Genomic DNA, 21,484 nt, shown 5'->3' with positions numbered 1-21,484 from the left:
AAAGTAAAAAACAGACCCTCTCCCATCACCTTCTATGAACACATTTTACCATATCACCCACAAATTTTATTTCTATACTCGAAATAAATTCTTGGAAAAAAACTTGTTTTTACCTTATAATAAAGTGAAAATTATTTTTAATTATCTCATTTAAACAAAGAATTTTGACAACGGAGGTTTATTCGTGAAAACAGTCTTTTCATCGTTGAAGAACTACAAATTACCTGCTTTTGTTGCCTTAAGTCTCATGCTTGTAGAGCTTGCAGCAGAGCTATTACTTCCCTTTTTCCTTGGAAAAATGATTGATAACGGGGTTATGGCAAATGATATGAACAACATTATAATGTGGGGAAGCATTATGATTGGTCTTGCCTTATTTGCATTTATATCTGGAATTATAAATTCGTTTTTTTCTTCTCATGTAAGTTGGGGATTCGCACATGATATGCGGGAAAGATTATTTCGAAAAGTGCAGGCGTTTTCGTTCGCCAATTTAAATAAGTATCCAACCTCTGGTTTGATGACACGTTTTACAAATGATGTACGACAAATACAAAATACGATCTTTATGGCTCTTCGCATTATGGCAAAAGCGCCGTTGCTTGTTTTAGGTGGCGTGATCATGGCGTTTGTTGTAAACCCAAGATTAGCGGTTATTTTCCTAATAACAGTACCACTTCTAATTGTTTTTTTATTATGGGTGTTGAAAAAAGCAACAAAAATGTTTGATCGTGTACAACGAAGTGTCGATAATGTAAACCGGGTAATGCAGGAGAACTTAGCTGGAATGCGTTTAATAAAAGCTTTCTTCCGTCGTAATTATGAGGAAGACCGTTTTAAGAATGCTAATACGTTGTTGAAAACAAATACTCGGACGACATTTCGCTTTATCGAAGCTTCTATGCCTGTTTTATTATTCATTATGAACATCAGCATAATTGCCATTATTTGGTTTGGAAATGCCCAATCTATTGCAGGTACAACAGAAGTTGGGGATGTTGTGGCAATCGTGAACTATGCAATGCGCGTGGCCATGGCAATTTCGATGTTCTCGTTCATCATTATGGCTTTTTCTCGTACGAAAGCATCTTCGGATAGACTTAGTGCAGTACTCAATGAGGAAGTAGATTTAGCAGACAGTCATGATGCACAGCAGTCACATACCGTATCAAATGGGAAAATTGAGTTTCGTAATGTTTCATTCACTTATCCAACAACAGATGAATCTGTGTTAAATAATATCTCATTCACTGCCCATGCAGGTGAGAAACTTGCTATTATAGGTGCAACTGGCGCAGGAAAAACATCCTTATTCCAGTTAATTCCACGTTTGTATGACACAACAAATGGTGAAATTTTCATTGATGATAAACCAATTACATCCTATACATTGGAAACGTTAAGAAGAAGTATTGGTTATGTACCACAAAGCCCACTTTTATTTAGTGGACCGATTATTGATAATATTTCTTGGGGGAAAGATCATGCAACCCATGAAGAAATTCTACAAGCAGCACAAGATGCACAAATTCATGAAACGATCATGGACTTACCGAATCAATACCATACGAAAGTAGGTCAAAAAGGAGTTAACTTGTCTGGTGGACAAAAGCAACGTATATCGATTGCAAGAGCATTGATTCGTAAACCAAAAATCCTGATGCTAGATGATAGTACAAGTGCACTAGATTTAGCAACCGAGACACGTCTTCTCGAAGCGATTCAAGATGATGTAAATACGATGCTCATCATTACGCAAAAAATTTCTACAGCAATGAGAGCTGATCGAATTCTACTAATGGATTTCGGAAAAATTTTAGCCGTAGGAACCCACGACGAACTTGTTCAACAGTCTGACCTTTATCGTAAAATAGTTGAGTCACAATTTGGAAAGGAGTATCCTCATGTCGATTAAGCAGCTAAAAGAGCCTTTTCAATATAAAAAAATTCCGATTGAAAATATATCCGATGAAATAAAACAAAAGCGGGCTAAAAATACAGTCGGCACACTTAAGCGGATCTGGTCCTACTTAGCAAGGGAAAAAGCTAAACTATGGCTTGTTATTTTGATGGTTGTGTTAAGCTCTGGTTTAAGTCTTCTTGGCCCCTTCATGGTTGGGATGGCAATTGATGAATATATTGTTAAAAAAGAAGTGTCTGGGTTAGGAATGCTAGTAGTAGGTTTAATAATTGTATACCTATTCCATTCCCTCTCGATCTTTATGCAAAATTTTTGGATGGTAGGAGTAGCACAAAATACGGTTTATGACTTACGCTCAGATCTCTTCCATCAATTCCACCGTTTACCGATCTCTTATTTTGATAAACGACAGCATGGTGAATTGATGAGTAGAATTACCAATGATATCGATAATATCAATAACACGTTAAACCAGTCCGTTATTCAAATTTTTTCTAGTGTTTTAACGCTTCTCGGAACGATTGCTGTGATGATTTATTTAAGTCCGATTCTAACAGTTGTGACAATGACAATTATTCCGGTCATGTTCTTTGCAACACGCTGGATCACAAGACGAACTGGGCCATTATATAAGTTACAACAAAATGACTTAGGAGAATTAAATGGTTATGTAGAAGAAATCGTTTCCGGTCAACATGTCGTAAAAACATTTTCTCAAGAGGAACGAGTTATTGCTGAGTTTGAAGAGAAAAACAAAAAATTGAATCGTTCAGGATTTTGGGCATTGACGATTGCTGGATTTATTCCAAAAGTAATGAACATGCTTAACTTCTTAAGCTTTGGATTAATTGCACTTATTGGTGGGATTTTAGCGATTAATGGATCAGGTATTGTGACAGTTGGAATCATCGTAATATTTACTGAATATGCACGACAATTCACAAGACCACTTAATGAGTTATCGAACCAATTTAATATACTACTTTCAGCAGTTGCCGGTGCGGAACGTGTATTTCATGTCATTGATGAAGAGCAAGAAGAAACGGATGAGCAGACAGCTGTAGAATTACCAGAAACATATGGACATTTTAAATTTATTCATGTAACGTTTGGCTATGAAGATGAAACCATTTTACGTGACATTAGTTTTGAAGCGAAACCTGGTGAATCGATTGCTTTTGTAGGACATACTGGAGCAGGTAAAACAACAATTATTAATTTAATTTCACGATTTTACAATTATGATGGTGGAACAATCACCTTAGATGGAAAAGAACTGAAAAAAATTAAACGCTCTAGTCTTCGTTCCCATATGGCTTTTGTCTTACAGGATTCTTTCCTTTTCCATGATACGATCCGTGAAAATATCCGTTATGGTCGACTTGATGCCACAGATGAAGAGGTTATCGAGGCAGCTAAAAAAGCAAATGCTCATGAATTTATCATGCAACTACCTGACAATTATGACACAATCCTCGACCAAGAAGGTAGTGGCATTAGCCAAGGGCAAAAACAGCTTCTAACTATCGCACGTGCATTTATTGCTGAACCGTCTATCCTTGTGTTGGATGAGGCTACAAGTAATATTGATACAATCACAGAGTTAAAGATACAAGAGGCACTAAAAAAATTAATGGAGGGTAGAACGAGCTTTATAATTGCTCACCGCTTGAATACAATTCAAGAAGCCGATAAAATAATCTTATTGAAACGTGGAGAAATTATGGAGCAAGGTAGCCATGATGAATTACTACAATTGAGACGTAATTATTTTGATTTATATAAAGGACAGCTACAGGAAGTTGGTAGTTGATTCATTAGGAACATGATAAACTATTATCATTAGGATTATTGAAAGTGAGGGTTACCCTTGGGACGTAAAGGAAAAATGATTGAACAAGAAATAGACAGCAATTTTTTACATGAGAAAATGACTTTAAAAATATACCAACCAGAATCATTTTCCCCATTGTATAAATACCATATTTGCATCATGCAAGATGGAAATGATTACTTTCAATTAGGTCGAGTAGCCACACTTAGTGATAAGCTACACGAAGAATTTGAAATTGAAAATACAATTTTTGTTGGCATTCATTATCAAGATCGGCATGACCGCCTCAAAAAATATCATCCGAATGGTGAGCAACATGAGGCATATGTAAAGTTTTTAGTTAATGAGGTTGTACCGTTACTAGATGATTATTTACCAACCTATCATATGGGAGGATCACGTGCACTAATGGGGGATTCACTTGCTGGAACATTAGCCCTTGTTGTTGCAAGTAAATATCCGAATACTTTTGGTAAAGTGATCATGCAATCTCCACTCGTTGACGACACTGTATTAGAAGTTGTAGAAAACGCGAAAAACCTTCAAAGTACCGATATCTATCATACAATCGGTACAAATGAAACAAGTGTACAAACAACCCTCGACCCAGAGGTTGACTTTGTTACACCAAACCGTAAGTTGAAGGAACTATTAGAGCAAAAAGGAGCAACCTACTATTATAAGGAAATCCCAGAAGGCGAGCACACATGGAAATATTGGCAAAAAGATATGCAGAACGTCTTAACAACGATGTTTAGTTAATGAATTTTCAAAATAAATAACAAATAATTCTCTTCTTTCATTGCAATTTTTGATATAATGGAAGGAAGACTATCAATTAGTGCAAGGAACAATTTCGAATAGGAGGTTTTTATATGAAATATGGTATTGCGATATTCCCATCTAAGCAAGTACAAGATGAAGCAAACTCGTATAGAAAAAGATACGACCCTCATTACGCACTGATTCCACCACATATCACATTAAAAGAAGCTTTTGAAGCTGATGAAGATACACTTGAAGAGCTGGTAATGGAGTTAAAGTATATTGCAAATGAGACGGAGCCATTTACCATTCGAATTAATAAGGTTAGTTCATTTGTACCAGTAACTAATACCATTTATTTGAAGGTAGAACCACATGAAACATTAACAGCACTGTACGAAAAAATGCACGCTGGCAAATTCCCAGATAATAAACGATACAATTTTGTCCCACACATTACAATTGGTCAAAAGCTATTAGATGACGAGTATTCAGATGTATTTGGAAGTTTAAAAATGAAGGACTTCCAAATCGAAGATCCCGTAGACCGCTTCCAACTATTATATCAGTTAGATAATGGATCATGGACGGTATACGATTCATTTGTATTTGGGAAGGAATCCGTGTGAAGGTTAAAATCGTTGAAACAAACCTAGAAAAAGAACATGCTTTTCATGTACGCACCATTGTATTTGTGGAAGAACAAAACGTATCACCGGAAGAAGAATTAGATCAACATGATGCAGAAGCGATTCATTTTATAGGCTATGAAGAAAATCAGCCTATTGCAGCAAGCCGACTTCGCTTGGTTGATGGCTACGGAAAATTAGAACGTATTTGTGTGCTAAAGGAATATCGAGGAAAATCATTCGGTAAACAGATAATCAAGTCAATGGAAGATGTTATTTCCGAAAAAGGATATACAAAAGTCAAATTGAACGCACAAACCCATGCAGAAGAATTCTATAAACGTCTCGGCTATCAAACAGTATCTGGAGAGTTTATGGACGCAGGTATCCCGCATGTCACGATGATAAAAGAATTAGATTAGATCGCTATTATAGCGGTCTTTTTTATTTATGGGGGATTCTCTCACTCATGTAACCGATGTTCCCGCTCATGCGTAAGATGTTCTCGCTCATGCTCTCCCACCTCAGTATAATGAACTCGTACCTAGGTCTATTCCCCTACACATCCTTTTTAATATGCAATTATGCATGTCTTTTAACTTCTCGGACATATTAAGAAGGTAATTTTCTAAATAGGGGGACTTCTAAATTGGATCAATTTTCACCTATGTTTCTAGAAACACTTTTTGGGTTTGTATGTTTATTTGCAATTACAAAAATACTTGGAAAAACTTCCATCAACCAAATCACTCCATTTGATTTTGTTTCAGCATTAATATTGGGTGAGTTAGTTGGTAATGCTTTATTTGATAAAAATGCAGGTATTCTTGATATAGGCTTTGTAATTATTCTTTGGGGTGGATTGTTATTAATTGTCGAAATCATAACACAAAAGTTCAAAGGATCACGAGGATTTCTAGAAGGAAAACCTGCCATTGTTATACAGAACGGGCAACTTGTACGTGAAGTCATGAAAAAAAATAGACTAGATGTAAATCAGCTTCAACATTTATTACGGGAAAAAAATGTATTTACGATGAAAGAAGTGCAATTCGCCATACTCGAAACAAATGGTACTGTTTCGGTACTTAAAAAGTCAGACTATCAAACACCGACAAGACAAGATATAAATTTAGCTCCTCAAGAAGTAAAATTGGCCACGACTTTAATAAATGATGGAGAAATAATCTATGATAACCTTCAAGAATTAGATCTAACGGAAGAGTGGTTGTTAGAAGAAATGGTGAAACAAGGTTATACTCATGTGAAGGATGTTTTTTATGCAGAATATACGAAAGGGAATAAATTATTTCTCCTCCCATTTTGAACAATAAGAACAATATCTTAATTTTAAATTCCTATTCCTTAAGAAATAAGTTGGTTCATAACCTTTGACCAGTGCTGGATATAAACACCTACCCATGTTTTTTCGAGTTCTTTTACACGAAGATAAAACTAGTTTTAACAGAGCGATCTCGGAGTTTTCTGTCTGTGGCACTGATACGTATCCCATTTATGGAAGCATGATAAAAAATGTGAAGCAAAATATGATTTACTGAGAATTTTAAAAGTTGGGGGAGCAAAAAGATTGAGCACTCTACCTAGAATGCTCAATCTTTTTTTCGTGGAGATAAAACCACCAATTATAAGTCATGTTGTTTATAATATATGATTCACATATTTACCTTTACCAGTCACCTTTGCATACTGCAGGTTTACCTTGGGTTCGGACATTGTTTTAGAAGCATCTGCTGCTTTATCCTTTGCATAACCATTTTTTTTACTAATTTCCTCATATTGTGTTTCCAATACGACTTTAAAAGGCTTCTCAATCACATACGGATTACGCCTTACCTTTGCAACTCGCTTTTGATAATCATTATATTCATGTTGTTGGATCGGTAAAATGTATCCCACAATAACCATCCCCTAACATATTTATTATATTATTTCGAGTCTAAAGCTTGCTTTATGACCGTTTATTTATTTATATTACCCTTTTTTTCAGAAAATTACTCCATCTTTTTTTCTAATTCTTTAATCCAGTCCTCGATTGTTTGCATATTACTTAGAAAGGAGTCATTCCATTTATCCATATCCTTTTCATAATCCTGCATTTTCTTTTCCGGCCGTTGAAACCATTTTTCATTTTTATCTAGATGCTTATCTATTGCTGCAAAATGTTTTAGCCATGGAATCTCTTTTCTTCTCCCCATTTCCACCCTCCTCTGATACAAGTAAAAAAAGAAATGCAGCCGAGTTAAAGCTGCATTACATACTTAAAAAAAGTTATTTCATATTAAATCCAAGAAAAAGGTCTTCTGTCATCCTTACGATCATCTCGATCATCACGGTCAGCCCCAACAAAATCTTTACTGCTGGATTCTAACACCTTATTATCTGATTCAAAATCCTCCACATCGTCACGAAGGTCACGTTCACGACCTAATCCCCCAAAAAACGGATCTCGCTCTCGACGTTTCTGTGGTTCTATATATACATTGTCTGCCTTAATGACTAAATCTTTCACACGTATTACTTTTTTATTTTCAGACATTGAATAGTCACTCTCCCTATAGAATTTTAGTCGATATTAGTCTATGCCTTAATTTTTATACGGTATAGACAGGTGTCTATATTCTGGCTCAAAAGTACGATGTTTTTCTTATTTAATTATGTTAAAACCCTATTTAGTAAAAGGCTAAAAAACCAAACACATGCCCACACCATAAAGCCATTCGTACATATTCTATTAAGGACAATACGTCAATAAGGATATAGAAAGGAGAAATATTTCATGGGTTGTGGATGCAGAAAAGAAGGTGCAGCTGGTACTGGTAACTGCGTATGTGATATTTTACGTGAAATCGTAGACGCTCAAAGCGATGTGGTGGAAAATTGCTGTGATACTAGTTGTGAACAATCTATTAATGAATTGCTAGGGGAGACTGATCCAGGTAACGGATTGGATACAGTACCAGTAATCTTGTACTGTAAGGATAGTTGCAAGCCATTTAAAGGATTTGGTGCGAATCGAGATAATGGAATTGGCACAATAGGTGAACTAAAAGCAAGCTTTGTTTTCCGTGTTAAGCGCGTAGACGAAGATTGCTGTGCAGTTTTAGAATTGTTAAGAACGCCTGGAGATCCTTGCACTTGTGATCACTTAAAAGATCCTTGTGACCAAGACTTAAGCGAGCTAGAGAACACTGGAATTTGTATTACAGTAGACCTAGACTGCTTCTGTCACGTAACATGTTTACCAGCAATTTCTGTAATTGATTAATCCTTTTAAAAACACCATTGGAAATTTTCCAATGGTGTTATTTCTGTCTTGAGCTAAAACCCTAACATCCGAACATCTTTTATATGTTCCAATGGAATGGAAACATTTCTCCTACCTGACCTCATCAATACAATATCCTCTGAAAATTTAACAACAATTCCCCGATGTGAACGTTCATCCGTTTTAATTTCACATCTTTTTTTGGGCGTATGCCTCGGTGTTTCTGCAAAGTATTCTATTTTTTCCTTTATGGACATGTCTTTAAATTTAGGTTTTTCCCCTTGTTCATCTTCCTCCTGTTCAGACAGAAATTCTTCTAATTCTTCATTTTTATTTTCTGTAATTGTGTTCTTCGTTGGTTTTGGCTTTTTATCACTAAGCTGCTCTATAAATTTATTTCCTATTGATCGTTTAGGTATTGGTTTTGTCAGACGTTTTTTAACATCTTGTTCTTGTGTTGCAGCTTCTGCATTTTTATTATATGTGGAATACTGTGATTGCATTTTTGCGCCAGAACGCTTGAGTGTAGGCTGATCAATATACATTAACGGGGCATTTGCATATTTCTTTTTACCCATTAGACATCTCTCCTTTATATACATTTATTCAACTCATTATATGAACCCAGAAATTGAAACGTGTTAAGGGGAGATGGATTGCTGCTATGTTTTTAGTGCTAAGACTTTATCTCTTCAAATTACCCAAAACAAAAAGCCTCTCCAAGAGAAGCTTTTCGTACTTAAGTTAATAAATTCATAAATGCAGTTGCAATTCCAAAGTATATTAAGATAGATATAATGTCATTGATTGTTGTAATGAATGGTCCTGACGCTACAGCTGGATCGATTTTCAACCTATCCATAAGGAGAGGAACTAGTGAACCAGCAAGCGTAGCTACAACTAATGCTGCCATAATCGATATTCCAACAAGTAATCCTAAATAAAAATTGTCGTACCAAAGAAAAATCACAACTGTTATGACTATTCCACAGACAGTACCTGTAATGAGACCAGTCCCCGCTTCTCGTAGAATTAAGCTTAACTTCCCACTATTACCATACTCTCCTGTAGCCAACCCTCTTACTGCCACAGCAAGCGCCTGAGTACCAGTGTTTCCTGCCATTCCGGCGATTAGAGGAATAAAGATTGCTAAATAGCCTACTTCATTTAGTGTATTTTCGAACTGTCCAATCAGGCTTGCTGTTAACATCCCTAAGAATAAGAGAATAATTAGCCATGGTAGTCTTTTCTTTGCTGCTGTAAATGAGTTCCCATCTGGTCGATCTACATCGGCTATCCCTGCCAATTTGGAATAATCATCACTCGCTTCCTCATCGATAACATCTAAAATATCATCGACGGTAATAATTCCAAGTAGGTGTTTTTGAAAATCAACTACGGGAACGGCTAGAAAATCATAATCACGTATCATATGTGCTACATCCTCTTGATCGTCAGCAACGGATACATGTACAATTTTTTCATTCATAATATCCTCAATTAACGTATCGAAATCAGAAATGATTAAGTCACGTAAGGAGACAACACCAACAAGTCGCTTATCTTCATCAACAACATACATATAATATATTGTTTCTGCATCTGGTCCTTCTTTTTTTAGTTGATCCATAGTTTGTTTTACAGTTTGTGTTTTATAAACCGAGATAAATTCGGTTGTCATAATACTACCAGCTGTTTTTTCTTCATAATGTAATAGCTGCTTTATCTCATCTGCAGCTTCTTTTTCCATTATCGTTAAAAAACTGGCAACTTTGTCTTTTTCCATCTCATTTAATATATCTACTGCATCATCAGTTGCCATATCTGAGAAAACCATCGCAGCAAAGCTCGGATCCATCTCCGTAAAAAATGCTTCAATATCCTCTAGGTCGATATGTTCCATAAGGTCAGAAATTTCCTCAGGAGACAGGTACGTATAAACCTTAAACCGATCTTCTGGTTCTATTTCCGTAAAAAATTGTGCCTGTTCATATGGATGCAAATCTAAAAAAGAATTACGAAATTCTTCTATTCTTTCTTTCTCAAGCGCATGTTGGAGTGCTTGGATTAGTTTATCTTGTGTATTGTTCTGTTCCATCAGTTATATCCCTCCCCAAAATCACTCTAATAGTTATAACATATGTCTAAAAAATATTATACTAATAAGATATATTCTATTTTCCACTTAAAAAAAGTAAAGAAATCGTGTAAAATTGATATGAACTACTTTTTACCTTTGGAACGACCTAGATTAACAGAAAGTAAGGTTACAAAATGAATAACTTAAAAAATAATATTGATTATACATTACTATTTATTGTATTTCTTATCGGCCTTGTCAGCTTATTTACGCTATATACCATTACGCCAAGTCTACCAGCAAAATATGACAGTTCAAATTTCCTTTTTCAACAATTAGTTTGGTACGTAGCCGGCGGTTTTGTTATTACCCTTATTATGCTGATCGATTATGATAGATTTAGACAATTGACCTGGATTATTTATGGTGTAGGTATGACCATGTTACTTATGCTTTTCTTTCGTTTTCCAGCAGCAATCGTTCATGAAGCCAATAATGCTGTAAGTTGGTTTAAAATTCCTGTGATGGGTACATTACAACCTGCTGAATTTATGAAAGTGATCCTTGTATTAACGATCGCACATGTTATATATATCCATAATGAAAAAAATGTAAACCGAACAATCAAAAGTGATTTATTGCTATTAGCCAAGATTTCAGCTGTTTCTCTTCCTCCGATGGGACTGATAGCCGTCCAACCTGATTTAGGCGGCCTGTTAGTTTTAGCTGCAATAGCCGTATTCATGACACTGGTCTCAGGGATTAAATGGCGAATTATTTTATCCATTGTCCTACTTGGTATAGCTGCAGTTGCTTTAATTATTGTAGCATATTATATGTTCCCAGATTCGATTGCAACTTTTTTAGAAGAGTCTGTGTTCAAACATGTGTCCAGTCGTTTTTATGGATGGATCAGCCCAGAGCAATATTCTGACTCAGGTTATCAACTAATTCTAGCTATGCTTGCGATAGGATCAGGTCAATTGTTTGGCAAAGGTATGCAAACAATGGAAGTATATGTACCTGAACGTCATACAGATATGATATTTACTGCGATTGCAGAACAATTTGGTTTTATCGGTGCCAGTATAGTAATAGCCTTATTCTTCTTTCTTATTTATCGTCTCATCCATATCGCTATTCTTAGTAATGATAGTTATGGCAGCTATTTAGTTACAGGAATGATCGGAATGTTTGCCTATCAAATATTCCAAAACATAGGTATGTCTATCCAATTACTTCCTATTACTGGGTTACCACTTCCATTTCTTAGCTATGGTGGAAGTTCAACCCTAACATACCTCATTGCTATCGGTATTGTCTTGAACGTTCATTCTCGAACAAAAAAATATATGTTTGAATGAGGTGAGGATAGGTAAAACTATTCTCATCTTTTTCATAAGCTGATTTTTGAAGATTGTTTTTTTTATTAGTAATGAATATAAATCATAATTTATATAAAATGCGACATAACTTTTGCGTAGATTTACTTTCACAGTCTAATTCAATAGTGTGCTACAAAACCGCTCCGTCAGAATACTTCGCTTTCCGTGGGCACGGCCTCAGCCTCCTCAGAAGAAAACCACTTCTTCCGGGGTCTTCGGACACGTGCTGTTCCCACAGGAGTCTTCGTATTCTGCCTCCGCTGATGGTGATTTCTTGTTTAAAGAATAGTCTTACTACTTCACTAGCGTAGGAAATACACGAAGACTCCTTGAAAAAGAAAAGCGCTTTTTCTGCGTGCGATGTGTCGCTGACGTAGCGTTCCATGTCCTGCGGGAGAATAGGCATCGGTGAGACCCACAGTGCGTAGCACGAGGAGGATCACCAGCCGCCCGCGGAAAGCGAAGTGTATTTCCGAAGCGGTGTTGCGAGCGTTATATTAATTCACAATTTGTAGTCAGAGCAATTTTTGATATGTTCCTGCACATTTTACATCAAAATAGCAGCACAAGACGAAATATAACTTTTCATATTACATTAAGAATGGAGTGATAAATGATGAAAATTGATGTGATCGGTGATGTTCATGGATGTTATGATGAATTATGTTCACTTTTTCATGAACTAGGCTATCAACAGGAAAATAATATATATTCCCATCCCGACATCCGCCTTCCCATTTTTGTTGGCGATATAACAGATCGTGGACCCGCTTCTATCCAAACCATTCGGCTAGTCTATGAAATGGTTGTGGAACAAAAAAAGGCGAAATACGTACCAGGTAATCATTGTAATAAGCTGTATCGTTTCTTTCTAGGAAATAATGTTCAACAAAAACATGGTCTTGAAACAACAGTTGCTGAATTCAAAAGCTTGGATACCAAGATGCAAGAGAAAGTGCGTAATCAATTTATAACACTTTATGAACAAGCCGAATTATATTTAACTATCCCCGAAGCAGATTTAATTGTTGCCCACGCAGGGATAAAGGAATCCTATATAGGTCGTTACGATAAAAAAGTAAAGACTTTTGTATTGTATGGTGATACTTCTGGGGAATTTGATGATGATGGGCGTCCCATTCGACGGGATTGGGCAATGCAATACAATGGAGATCGTTGGATCGTATACGGGCATACACCAGTTCAATCCCCTCGTATCATTAATAAAACGATTAATATCGATACAGGCTGTGTATTTGGCAATACACTTACTGCATTTCGACTTCCCGAAGAAAAAACGGTCTCAGTTCCTTCTAACCAACCATTTATAAAAGAGAAATTCCGCTCATTCCCTGAGGATTAAAGGTTCATTAACCTGTGCATATCCTCTGGAATAGCGGATGTAAATGTCATACATTCTTTAGTTGTAGGATGTTCAAATGTTAATTGAGAACAATGCAATGCCTGGCGGTTTAACTCGGTCTTCCTTCCACCATATAAATCATCTCCAGCTAGCGGGTGACCAGCGTGTGAAAAATGGACTCGGATTTGATGGGTTCTTCCGGTTTCCAACTCAATTTCTACCAAAGAATGGGATTTGTATTCCTTCTTAACTGTGTAGTGGGTTATAGCTCTCTGCCCTTCTGCACTGACTACACGTTCAATGATAGACCCTTCTTTTCTTCCAATATTCCATTTCATAGTCCCTTTTTTCCGGTCCATTATCCCTTCCACAATCGCAAAGTAACTTCGCTTTACAAGTCCTTGCTTTTGAGAATCTGATAAAATAGAATGGCTATATCTGTGCTTGGCTATTAATAGTAATCCTGAGGTATCTCGATCTAATCTTGTCACTACATGGACGGTATATGGAACATCATGCTTTTGATAATGAGCCAATACCCCATTTGCTATCGTTCCAACTCGATGATGCGGTGATGGAATGGTCGCAACTCCAGCCTGTTTTTGGATTACTAAAACAGCCTCATCCTCATAAACGATGTCTATAGGGACATTCTCCGGAACCATATTTATACCCTTTTGTTCTTTTGGAAATCGTACAGTCAATCTATCTCCAAGTTGTAACTGGTATCTTACAGTTTTCGGTGCATCATTCACAAGAATCTGTCCCCCATCATGAATGATTGCTTTTAATATCCTTTTGGAAAAATCCTGTTCTTTCCTTAAAAAGTCTCGTATCAGGATCCCATCATACGTTTTTGTGATCATCCATTCCACCATGTATCACCTACGATATTTCTTTTATTTTTTTTCTGATCGATTTTCTTCCGACACAAAGGAGTCACGGACCCTATTCCAAAATGGAAACGGACGAAACCTGGCAAACCTGATTTTTTCCTTAGCTACTCGACACTGAATTGATTTTACATTCGTATAGTTTTTCGTGACATGATCAATTGTTATTAAAAAACTACGATCCACGATGGGCTTTAATAAGCATGTATGATGTTTTGGCAAAATTAGTGGAGAACCAATTGTTCGGAATACACGATTGTTAATCGAAGCCATTTCAGTCAATTGGATTGCTTCAAGTGTTGGATGAATAATTCCCCCTCCAAGCGCCTTATTATAAGCAGTACTTCCAGATGGTGTAGAGATACATAAGCCATCACCACGGAATGTTTCAAAGCGTTCCCCTTTAATTTCAACATCAAAAACAACTGATCCATCTGGGGTTTTAATGGTAGCCTCATTTAAAGCTAGAAAGCGATCCTCATTACCACCTGATTTCGCTCGTATAATTACTTCCAAAAGGGGATATTCAACAACTTGATATGGTGTTTTTGCAATTTCAATTATTAGCTTTTCTAATTCATCTGGTACCCAATCTGCATAAAACCCCAAATGCCCGGTATGGACCCCGATAAACGCCGTTTTGTCCAATCGATGAACATAGCGATGGAAGGCTTCTAAGAATGTCCCATCTCCACCTACTGAAATAACAAGGTCTGGTTCCTTGCGGTCATATTCTAAATCGAATTCTGTTAAGTAATTTTTCATTGTTGATTTGATTCTTTCTGATCGTTCGTCACCTTTTGATACAATTTTAAACTTCATCAGTACAATCCCCCTTTTGAGTAACTTTTTTTATGTATGAACCGCCTAGATACGGCGAAAAACTCGTTGAGCTTCACGAACTTCACTCTTTATTTTAGACATTTCTTCATCTAATTTGAAGGCTGCTTCTGCAGCTCTTTGTAAACGATTTTTTATTTCTTCCGGAATCGCCCCGTCATATTTATAATTTAAAGAATGCTCATTGATTGCCCAAAAATTCATCGCAAGCGTACGAATTTGAATTTCTGCTAAAATAATCTTCATTCCGCTAATCGTTTCTACGGGATATTCAATAATCATATGATAAGAACGATACCCACTTATTTTTTTCCTCGCAATATAATCCTTTTCCTCCACGATTGTTAAATCATTTCGTGAACGGATCATTTCTACGACAGTGTAAATATCATCAACGAATTGACAAACAACCCGTACTCCAGCAATATCCTGTATTTCCTGATCAATTTCATCTAATGGTATAGCTTTCTTCTCAGCCTTTTCAATTATACTAGGTACTGGCTTAACTCTACCTACTACGAACTCAATTGGTGAATGCTTTGATTCGTATTCAAACTGAGCACGCATTCCCTTTAGTTTAACTTTTAATTCTTTTACAACTTGTGAATAAGGTGCAAGTATAGCTTCCCAATTCATTTTTTAACACCACCTGAACATCTTACATTCGATATTTTTATTTTACCATACTATATGCAAATGGATAATCTTTGCATAAATCCATTTCATTCGCCATAATCAATTAATAATCAATTTATTAATAGTTGGAGGATTACATCATGCAGGAGATAGAAATTGAATTTAAAAATTTATTAACCAAAGCTGAGTTCGACCGCTTATTATATCGTCTCCCTTTTCCGGAAAAAGTTGATAAACAAACAAACTTTTACTTCGAAACGAAGGATTTTGCACTAAAACAACAACATGCAGCATTACGAATCCGCGAAAAAAATGGCGAATATCGTTTAACTTTGAAAGAACCACACCCAAACGGACTGCTTGAAACACATGATGTATTAACAAAATCAGAAGCCAGTGAGTGGCTAAACGGAAACTGTGTTGCAAAAGAATATACAGCTAACCAATTAAGCAAGTTAAACATCTCACACAATGGCCTCAAATATTATGGAAGCTTGACCACAGAACGCAGAGAATATAAAAAGGATCAATTATTGTATGTTTTAGACTACAGTACTTATAATAACCAAGAAGATTACGAATTGGAAATAGAAGCCACTGATGAAAAAAATGGACTTCAAGCTTTCCATACATTGTTACAGGAATTAGACATTCCAAAACGAAAAACACCGAATAAGATTCGAAGATTTTTTGCAACATTAAAAAAATAAGGAATATTAAAATCTCATTTAATCAGATAATTTGCTCAATGCTAGTTTCGTTGCTACAATGTAAACAACTATTTTTTAATCTGAATAGATGGAACAATAGATAGAGATAACGATAAAGGTAGACTGATTCCTTACTTTCGTTGAAGGAGAAATTTTATGACATCACCAGGAACGATATTTGAAGCAATTGGTGGCTTTGAAACCGTAGAACGATTAGTAACTGCATTTTATAAGAGAGTTGGCAAACATCCGAAATTAACACCAATATTTCCCGATGATTTAACCGAAACCACTAGAAAACAGAGTTTGTTTCTAACACAATTTTTCGGTGGTCCACAACTCTATTCAGAAGAATTTGGTCACCCAATGTTGCGGAGACGCCATTTACCTTTTGAAATTACGCCATCGAGAAAAGATGCTTGGTTAGCGTGTATGGATGCTGCATTAGATGAAGCAAACATTGAAGAACCATATCGTACAGCTATATTTGAGAAGTTAACAATGACAGCCCACCATATGATGAATACACCAGAAAAGTAGAAAGGAGAATCGATGTGAGCTGGAACCATGCCGAGCTAGAAAGCTCCAATCAGACAAACACATCGCCTAAATATAGCTACGTTGTCAATAAACCGATTGAAATTTATGTTTTCATTGATCCTTTATGTCCAGAATGCTGGTCATTAGAGCCGTATTTAAAGAAACTTTCTATGGAATTCGGTCGTTTTTTTACAATCTATCCTATCGTAGGTGGTTATTTAAATCCACTGACAAAAGATAAATTTGATCAACCAAAAAAACTAAAGGATATTTGGGAAAAAACAGCGAAGCGAACAGGTATGAGCTGTGATGGAGATCTATGGATTGAAAATCCTATTAACTCTCCAAAGATCGCTTTTTTAGCTATCAAAGCTGCAGAGCTTCAAGGAAAGCGAGCAGGAAGAGTATTTTTGCGTAAGATTCAAGAGAGTGTATTTCTTAATAAACAAGATATATCAAGCGAAAAGGTATTAATGCAATGTGCAAACCAGGCTGATCTTGATTTAAATGAATTCAAAAATGATCTCTACTCGCCTTCAGCAAAAAAAGCTTTGCAATGCGACTTAAAGCTTACGAACGAAATGGAAGTAGATTACACACCTACCATTGTATTTTTCAATCAAAATGCAGAGGAGCAAGGATTAAAGATTTCTGGACTTTATCCATATGATATTTACGTACGTGTTTTAAGTGAAATGTTGCAAAAGAACCCTATTCCTTCAGAAAAACCATCATTAGAAGATTTCATTACCTACTATGACGTTGTAGGAAGTAAGGAAATCGCCGTTGTTTATAACTGGTCAATAACAAAAGCTGAACGGGAAATGAAGAAACTACAGTTACGACAAAAAGTAGAAAAGATACCTGCAAAGTATGGTTCATTTTGGAAAAGAAATAAATAGCAATTATACTAATTAAATGCAAAAAAAAAAGATATACGGGGCAGCGTATATCTTTTACTTTTCTCTCTTCTTTGTATAAAAACAAAGGGGGATGGGAGAAAGTTTCAAGATCAAACAAAGGGGTTTTGTTTTGTATTGTGAGTCATCTCACACGTATAATATATCAACATTCAAGAGCTTACGCAATATTTTTGTGCATCTTTTCACAAAAACGTCACTTCTAATTCATATTTTCGAAACATATACTATGAATACTAGAGTTGAATCATATTTAGTTAGGAGGAGATCGTGTGAAAGAAGTACTTCCCTTTTTATTCCTTGTGCTAACCATTTTTGCATTTTTTTTAAATTTACTAGGTCTGATGCAGTTAATTCCACTTTATTTCACATTACCACTCTTCTTCTTTTCCATTTATTTCACTATATTTTCGTTCACGCACAGGGATGCATACCGCGGGAGAATGCGATAGTTATGTTGTAGCATTCAGATTATATCTGTGGATTTTCAATTTGAAACGAAATCACAAACCAAAAAAACCACCAACTCCAGTGCATTTGTACACAGAGTTGGTGGTTCCTTCTTTATTTCAACAGCATTTTTTCCATTTCTTCTAGTTTTTCTTCGAAGACGGCAAGCGCATCTAGAATTGGTTGTTTTGATGTCATGTCAACACCAGCAGTTTTCAATACTTCTATAGGATAGTCACTGCTACCTGCTTTTAAGAAGTCTAGATAGCGGTCTACAGCACCTTCTTCACCTTCTAGTATTTTACTAGCTAATGCAGTTGCTGCAGAATATCCAGTAGCATACTGATATACATAGTAATTCATATAGAAATGAGGAATTCGCGCCCATTCCAGGCCAATTTCTTCATCAGAAACAACATCATCCCCAAAGTATTTCTTATTCAAGTTGTAGTAAATTTCCGTTAATTTATCTGCTGTCAATGCTTCTCCTTCTTGAGCACGTTGATGTATCTCGTGTTCAAATTCAGCAAACATTGTTTGACGGAATACAGTTCCACGGAACCCTTCTAAAAAGTGGTTTAGAATATATAGCTTTTGTTTTTCATCATCTAGGTTAGTTAATAGGTAATCATTTAGAATTGCCTCATTACATGTAGAAGCAACCTCAGCAACAAATATAGAATAGTTACCATAACGATATGGCTGATTTTTTCTTGTATGATAACTGTGTACGGAATGGCCAAATTCGTGAACAAGCGTAAACAGATTGTTTACATTGTCTTGCCAGTTCATTAGAATATAAGGATTTGTACCATAAGTACCAGAGGAATATGCTCCACTGCGCTTTCCTTTATTTTCTTCTACGTCAACCCAGCGATTTTCAAAGCCTTCTTTAAGTATATTTACATACTCTTCTCCAAGTGGCTTTAAGCTTTCTAGCGTATATTCTTGTGCTTGTTCGTAAGAAATCTTCATCTCCACATCTTTTACTAACGGCGTATACATGTCGTACATATGCAGTTCATCTACACCTAAAACCTTTTTACGTAATTTCGCATAGCGATGTAGAAGTGGTAATTTCTCATTTACAGCCTCTACTAGATTATCATATACCTGCTCGGGAATATTATTATTATCTAGAGCTGACTGTCTTGCGGAATCGTAATTACGAACTTTCGCATTAAAATTATGCGTTTTAACTACTCCACTAAGTGTTGATGCAAATGTGTTTTTAAATTCACCATACCTAGCGTACATTGTTTTGAAAGCCTCTTCACGTACACGGCGGTCTTTTGATTCTAGGAACCCAACATAACGCCCGTGTGTTAGATCTACCTCTTCTCCTTCTTCATTCTTTACAGAAGGAAAAGTTAAATCAGCATTATTTAACATACTAAATGTTTTTGAAGCAGCTGACATCGGATCAGAAGCTTCCGCTAGTAACTCCTCTTCACGTTCACTTAACACATGATCTCGTTGTCTTGTGATTTCATTTAACGTATGCTCATACACTTTTAATTCTTCTTTTTCTTCTAAGAAGCTTTTAAGTTTAGATTCATCTATCGCTAAAATCTCAGGCACAAGATAACTCATGGAGCTTGATGCTATAGTTAATACATTCTCTGCTTTTGAATTTAACGCTTGATAAAATGAATTCGTCGTATCCTGGTCATAACGCATATGCGCATATGTATACAATTTTCCCAAACGTTCTGATATTTCATCTTGTAATCTTAATACTTCATACAATGTATCCGCTGAGCTATCCAATTTTCCTTGGTAAGTAGTAACCTTTGGAATATCATTTTTTAAGTTTTTTAATTCCGTTTCCCATGCCTCATCTGTTTCGAAAATATCTTCGAGTCTCCACGTATTTTCTATAGGTACTTCACTTCTTTTTTGAAGTTCTTTTGCAGATTTTGCCATCGTAACTCCTCCTTTTTCTTTCTATACTATGTTAATTCGACATGTATAAAAATATTCCTTTAAAAAAGACTACATTATTTAGTATAACGAAATAGTTGGGAATCATGCTTCTATTTTGCTCAAAATGTTTAGATTAATTGATACAATAATTGCTTGTCCCCTTTTATCGCTTCCTCAAGATGATTGTAAAAATGTATTTCTCGTACTTTTTGATACTGTAAATTAGAAACGGGTTTTATTAGGTTTAAGTGACATAATAGTTGAAGGTACTGATTAATAGGGCTTTCAATGCTGTGGAATAACGGATAATTGATTCGTGGAAAATAATGATTTTTTAACAGGTGGGAGCAATTCCCGATTGAAAATTGTTTGCCGGTAGAAAGTGGCTCCAAGATCTCCATGACTAGTCTGCTTTGCCAATCCCATGGCTGCGACTTCATTAGGAATTGGGAGGCTACTGGAAGATATATAATAGATGGTAAGTTATCAATATATTGCCCCTTAGCGTATAACCATTGATACCACGCTAACTCCTTTCCTCTAGGGCGTATTCGACGTTGCACACGAAACCTCTTTTTTTCATTCTCCCAATGGCTCATCAATTCTACCCTTGTAAATGCATCATATTGAAATATGTTACGGAAACGTATTTGATCTAGCTTTAAAAAGCGAAAATTTGAAAGAACTTTACTTTTTCTGGTTTCATACATATCTTGGGCGGTGATTAGTAGATTTGTAGTGGGGTCAAAATAATAGAGGTAACGCTGATGAGTACTGTTAAATTGATGTAAAAACTGAAGAGTAAATTGATCGACCTGTAGATGTTTTTTTCCATTTCGTTGAAAACGATTAGCACCAATTATCCACAAAGGAGAAATATTCGCTTTTCGATAGCCCTCATTTCGCTTATGAACCTGATCAATTGGTATTCGTGCACATTGAAATTCAATTGCAATTTTCTTCGCATTTATCATTAGTAATATATCCGGCCGTTGATTAATACTAGAAATGTATGGCTCTAATAAAACGTTGTACCCTTGCTTATTCAACCAATGATAAAGCAAGAGTTTCCCCTTCTCATGATATGCTCCCTCGCCTCCTTCATTTGCTGGACAATTTACTTTTGAACGATGTGCAAAATGTGGCATGATTTGAGTACCAGCTTTAATAATTACTTCCTCATTACAAGTCGGACAATAAAATCGCTTCGTTTTTTTCAGTTCTTGAATCTCACTACGTGAAAGCGTGTAAAGCATTGTCACGATTCCTAATTGTGATTTTGCTTGTAGCAAATGTAACACCTCCT

Annotated in this window: 22 protein-coding genes; 12 read left to right on the top strand and 10 right to left on the bottom strand. The window is 35.9% G+C overall.

Annotation, left to right across the window (positions count from 1 at the left end):
* Nucleotides 1–184 precede the first annotated feature (184 nt).
* The 6 genes from ACFSTA_RS16950 to ACFSTA_RS16925 all read left to right on the top strand — a co-directional run bounded on the left by ACFSTA_RS16950 (nucleotide 185) and on the right by ACFSTA_RS16925 (nucleotide 6,476).
* On the top strand, nucleotides 185–1,915 hold the full coding sequence (locus tag ACFSTA_RS16950) for an ABC transporter ATP-binding protein (protein ID WP_377558018.1): 1,731 nt from the start codon (nucleotides 185–187) through the stop codon (nucleotides 1,913–1,915).
* Nucleotides 1,905–3,734, top strand: coding sequence for an ABC transporter ATP-binding protein (locus tag ACFSTA_RS16945; RefSeq protein ID WP_377558017.1), 1,830 nt, complete (start codon nucleotides 1,905–1,907; stop codon nucleotides 3,732–3,734). Before ACFSTA_RS16950 ends, ACFSTA_RS16945 begins: the two co-directional genes overlap by 11 nt.
* A gap of 57 nt (nucleotides 3,735–3,791) precedes the next feature.
* Complete coding sequence (locus ACFSTA_RS16940; protein WP_377558016.1) at nucleotides 3,792–4,517, top strand: alpha/beta hydrolase; 726 nt, start codon at nucleotides 3,792–3,794, stop codon at nucleotides 4,515–4,517.
* A gap of 113 nt (nucleotides 4,518–4,630) precedes the next feature.
* Nucleotides 4,631–5,149, top strand: a complete 519-nt coding sequence (locus tag ACFSTA_RS16935; RefSeq protein WP_377558015.1) for a YjcG family protein — start codon at nucleotides 4,631–4,633, stop codon at nucleotides 5,147–5,149.
* On the top strand, nucleotides 5,146–5,571 hold the full coding sequence (locus ACFSTA_RS16930; protein WP_377558014.1) for a GNAT family N-acetyltransferase: 426 nt from the start codon (nucleotides 5,146–5,148) through the stop codon (nucleotides 5,569–5,571). Before ACFSTA_RS16935 ends, ACFSTA_RS16930 begins: the two co-directional genes overlap by 4 nt.
* A 227-nt stretch (nucleotides 5,572–5,798) precedes the next feature.
* Entirely contained in the window at nucleotides 5,799–6,476 is a 678-nt protein-coding gene (locus ACFSTA_RS16925; protein WP_377558013.1) for a DUF421 domain-containing protein, read from the top strand.
* Nucleotides 6,477–6,808: 332 nt separating this feature from the next.
* Here the strand turns inward: ACFSTA_RS16925 and ACFSTA_RS16920 are convergent, their stop codons facing one another.
* The 3 genes from ACFSTA_RS16920 to ACFSTA_RS16910 all read right to left on the bottom strand — a co-directional run bounded on the left by ACFSTA_RS16920 (nucleotide 6,809) and on the right by ACFSTA_RS16910 (nucleotide 7,706).
* Complete coding sequence (locus ACFSTA_RS16920; protein ID WP_377558012.1) at nucleotides 6,809–7,066, bottom strand: hypothetical protein; 258 nt, start codon at nucleotides 7,064–7,066, stop codon at nucleotides 6,809–6,811.
* A 95-nt stretch (nucleotides 7,067–7,161) separates the two neighbouring features.
* The gene (locus tag ACFSTA_RS16915; protein WP_377558011.1) at nucleotides 7,162–7,365 is read right to left on the bottom strand and encodes a hypothetical protein; all 204 of its coding nucleotides are present in this window, start codon (nucleotides 7,363–7,365) and stop codon (nucleotides 7,162–7,164) included.
* A gap of 83 nt (nucleotides 7,366–7,448) precedes the next feature.
* A complete protein-coding gene (locus ACFSTA_RS16910) occupies nucleotides 7,449–7,706 on the bottom strand; it encodes a hypothetical protein (protein ID WP_377558010.1) in 258 nt (85 codons plus the stop codon).
* A gap of 240 nt (nucleotides 7,707–7,946) precedes the next feature.
* On the opposite strand from ACFSTA_RS16910, the gene ACFSTA_RS16905 reads away from it, so the two are divergent.
* Nucleotides 7,947–8,435 (top strand): CotY/CotZ family spore coat protein, encoded by a 489-nt coding sequence (locus ACFSTA_RS16905; protein ID WP_377558009.1) that lies wholly within the window; start codon nucleotides 7,947–7,949, stop codon nucleotides 8,433–8,435.
* 53 nt (nucleotides 8,436–8,488) lie between these two features.
* On the opposite strand, the gene ACFSTA_RS16900 is transcribed toward ACFSTA_RS16905, so the two are convergent.
* Together ACFSTA_RS16900 and mgtE are read right to left on the bottom strand one after the other, a co-directional pair.
* Nucleotides 8,489–9,013, bottom strand: a complete 525-nt coding sequence (locus ACFSTA_RS16900) for a CotO family spore coat protein (RefSeq protein ID WP_377558008.1) — start codon at nucleotides 9,011–9,013, stop codon at nucleotides 8,489–8,491.
* A 161-nt stretch (nucleotides 9,014–9,174) separates the two neighbouring features.
* Entirely contained in the window at nucleotides 9,175–10,533 is a 1,359-nt protein-coding gene (mgtE, locus tag ACFSTA_RS16895; RefSeq protein ID WP_377558007.1) for a magnesium transporter, read from the bottom strand.
* A gap of 176 nt (nucleotides 10,534–10,709) precedes the next feature.
* On the opposite strand from mgtE, the gene ACFSTA_RS16890 reads away from it, so the two are divergent.
* Nucleotides 10,710–11,879 carry an FtsW/RodA/SpoVE family cell cycle protein gene (locus ACFSTA_RS16890; RefSeq protein WP_377558006.1) on the top strand — a complete coding sequence of 390 codons (1,170 nt, stop codon included), beginning with the start codon at nucleotides 10,710–10,712 and terminating at the stop codon, nucleotides 11,877–11,879.
* 637 nt (nucleotides 11,880–12,516) lie between these two features.
* A complete protein-coding gene (gene prpE, locus ACFSTA_RS16885) occupies nucleotides 12,517–13,263 on the top strand; it encodes a bis(5'-nucleosyl)-tetraphosphatase PrpE (RefSeq protein WP_377558183.1) in 747 nt (248 codons plus the stop codon).
* Here prpE and ACFSTA_RS16880 read toward each other — a convergent pair.
* From ACFSTA_RS16880 to ACFSTA_RS16870, 3 genes are read right to left on the bottom strand one after another with little or no spacing between them, the layout of a single operon-like run.
* Nucleotides 13,260–14,129, bottom strand: a complete 870-nt coding sequence (locus tag ACFSTA_RS16880) for an RluA family pseudouridine synthase (protein WP_377558005.1) — start codon at nucleotides 14,127–14,129, stop codon at nucleotides 13,260–13,262. The genes prpE and ACFSTA_RS16880 overlap by 4 nt on opposite strands.
* 33 nt (nucleotides 14,130–14,162) lie before the next feature.
* Complete coding sequence (locus ACFSTA_RS16875; RefSeq protein WP_377558004.1) at nucleotides 14,163–14,978, bottom strand: NAD kinase; 816 nt, start codon at nucleotides 14,976–14,978, stop codon at nucleotides 14,163–14,165.
* 45 nt (nucleotides 14,979–15,023) lie between these two features.
* Nucleotides 15,024–15,632 (bottom strand): GTP pyrophosphokinase, encoded by a 609-nt coding sequence (locus ACFSTA_RS16870; RefSeq protein ID WP_377558003.1) that lies wholly within the window; start codon nucleotides 15,630–15,632, stop codon nucleotides 15,024–15,026.
* 140 nt (nucleotides 15,633–15,772) lie between these two features.
* Here ACFSTA_RS16870 and ACFSTA_RS16865 point away from each other — a divergent pair, with 140 nt between their 5' ends.
* The 3 genes from ACFSTA_RS16865 (at nucleotide 15,773) to ACFSTA_RS16855 (ending at nucleotide 17,784) form a co-directional block, all read left to right on the top strand.
* Nucleotides 15,773–16,342 carry a CYTH domain-containing protein gene (locus ACFSTA_RS16865; protein ID WP_377558002.1) on the top strand — a complete coding sequence of 190 codons (570 nt, stop codon included), beginning with the start codon at nucleotides 15,773–15,775 and terminating at the stop codon, nucleotides 16,340–16,342.
* Between the two features lie 156 nt (nucleotides 16,343–16,498).
* Nucleotides 16,499–16,882: a globin domain-containing protein gene (locus ACFSTA_RS16860; RefSeq protein WP_377558001.1), complete on the top strand. Its 384-nt coding sequence runs from the start codon at nucleotides 16,499–16,501 to the stop codon at nucleotides 16,880–16,882.
* Nucleotides 16,883–16,896: 14 nt separating this feature from the next.
* Nucleotides 16,897–17,784, top strand: a complete 888-nt coding sequence (locus tag ACFSTA_RS16855) for a ClpXP adapter SpxH family protein (RefSeq protein WP_377558000.1) — start codon at nucleotides 16,897–16,899, stop codon at nucleotides 17,782–17,784.
* 582 nt (nucleotides 17,785–18,366) lie between these two features.
* Here ACFSTA_RS16855 and pepF read toward each other — a convergent pair.
* Nucleotides 18,367–20,178 carry an oligoendopeptidase F gene (gene pepF / locus ACFSTA_RS16850; RefSeq protein ID WP_377557999.1) on the bottom strand — a complete coding sequence of 604 codons (1,812 nt, stop codon included), beginning with the start codon at nucleotides 20,176–20,178 and terminating at the stop codon, nucleotides 18,367–18,369.
* Nucleotides 20,179–20,306: 128 nt separating this feature from the next.
* Nucleotides 20,307–21,470 (bottom strand): competence protein CoiA, encoded by a 1,164-nt coding sequence (locus ACFSTA_RS16845; RefSeq protein WP_377557998.1) that lies wholly within the window; start codon nucleotides 21,468–21,470, stop codon nucleotides 20,307–20,309.
* Nucleotides 21,471–21,484 lie beyond the last annotated feature (14 nt).

This window comes from Ornithinibacillus salinisoli, from assembly GCF_042684965.1.
Taxonomy (GTDB): domain Bacteria; phylum Bacillota; class Bacilli; order Bacillales; family Amphibacillaceae; genus Ornithinibacillus; species Ornithinibacillus salinisoli.
This window is presented reverse-complemented; position numbering and strand designations above follow the sequence as displayed.

What these genes read in the sequence shown, in the direction of transcription:
- ACFSTA_RS16915 (WP_377558011.1), bottom strand. Translation starts at nt 7,365, where the DNA reads ATGGGGAGAAGAAAAGAGATTCCATGGCTAAAACATTTTGCAGCAATA.
- ACFSTA_RS16890 (WP_377558006.1), top strand. Translation starts at nt 10,710, where the DNA reads ATGAATAACTTAAAAAATAATATTGATTATACATTACTATTTATTGTA.
- ACFSTA_RS16900 (WP_377558008.1), bottom strand. Translation starts at nt 9,013, where the DNA reads ATGGGTAAAAAGAAATATGCAAATGCCCCGTTAATGTATATTGATCAG.
- ACFSTA_RS16865 (WP_377558002.1), top strand. Translation starts at nt 15,773, where the DNA reads ATGCAGGAGATAGAAATTGAATTTAAAAATTTATTAACCAAAGCTGAG.
- ACFSTA_RS16905 (WP_377558009.1), top strand. Translation starts at nt 7,947, where the DNA reads ATGGGTTGTGGATGCAGAAAAGAAGGTGCAGCTGGTACTGGTAACTGC.
- mgtE (WP_377558007.1), bottom strand. Translation starts at nt 10,533, where the DNA reads ATGGAACAGAACAATACACAAGATAAACTAATCCAAGCACTCCAACAT.
- ACFSTA_RS16935 (WP_377558015.1), top strand. Translation starts at nt 4,631, where the DNA reads ATGAAATATGGTATTGCGATATTCCCATCTAAGCAAGTACAAGATGAA.
- ACFSTA_RS16910 (WP_377558010.1), bottom strand. Translation starts at nt 7,706, where the DNA reads ATGTCTGAAAATAAAAAAGTAATACGTGTGAAAGATTTAGTCATTAAG.
- pepF (WP_377557999.1), bottom strand. Translation starts at nt 20,178, where the DNA reads ATGGCAAAATCTGCAAAAGAACTTCAAAAAAGAAGTGAAGTACCTATA.
- ACFSTA_RS16860 (WP_377558001.1), top strand. Translation starts at nt 16,499, where the DNA reads ATGACATCACCAGGAACGATATTTGAAGCAATTGGTGGCTTTGAAACC.
- ACFSTA_RS16945 (WP_377558017.1), top strand. Translation starts at nt 1,905, where the DNA reads ATGTCGATTAAGCAGCTAAAAGAGCCTTTTCAATATAAAAAAATTCCG.
- ACFSTA_RS16870 (WP_377558003.1), bottom strand. Translation starts at nt 15,632, where the DNA reads ATGAATTGGGAAGCTATACTTGCACCTTATTCACAAGTTGTAAAAGAA.
- ACFSTA_RS16880 (WP_377558005.1), bottom strand. Translation starts at nt 14,129, where the DNA reads ATGATCACAAAAACGTATGATGGGATCCTGATACGAGACTTTTTAAGG.
- ACFSTA_RS16875 (WP_377558004.1), bottom strand. Translation starts at nt 14,978, where the DNA reads ATGAAGTTTAAAATTGTATCAAAAGGTGACGAACGATCAGAAAGAATC.
- prpE (WP_377558183.1), top strand. Translation starts at nt 12,517, where the DNA reads ATGAAAATTGATGTGATCGGTGATGTTCATGGATGTTATGATGAATTA.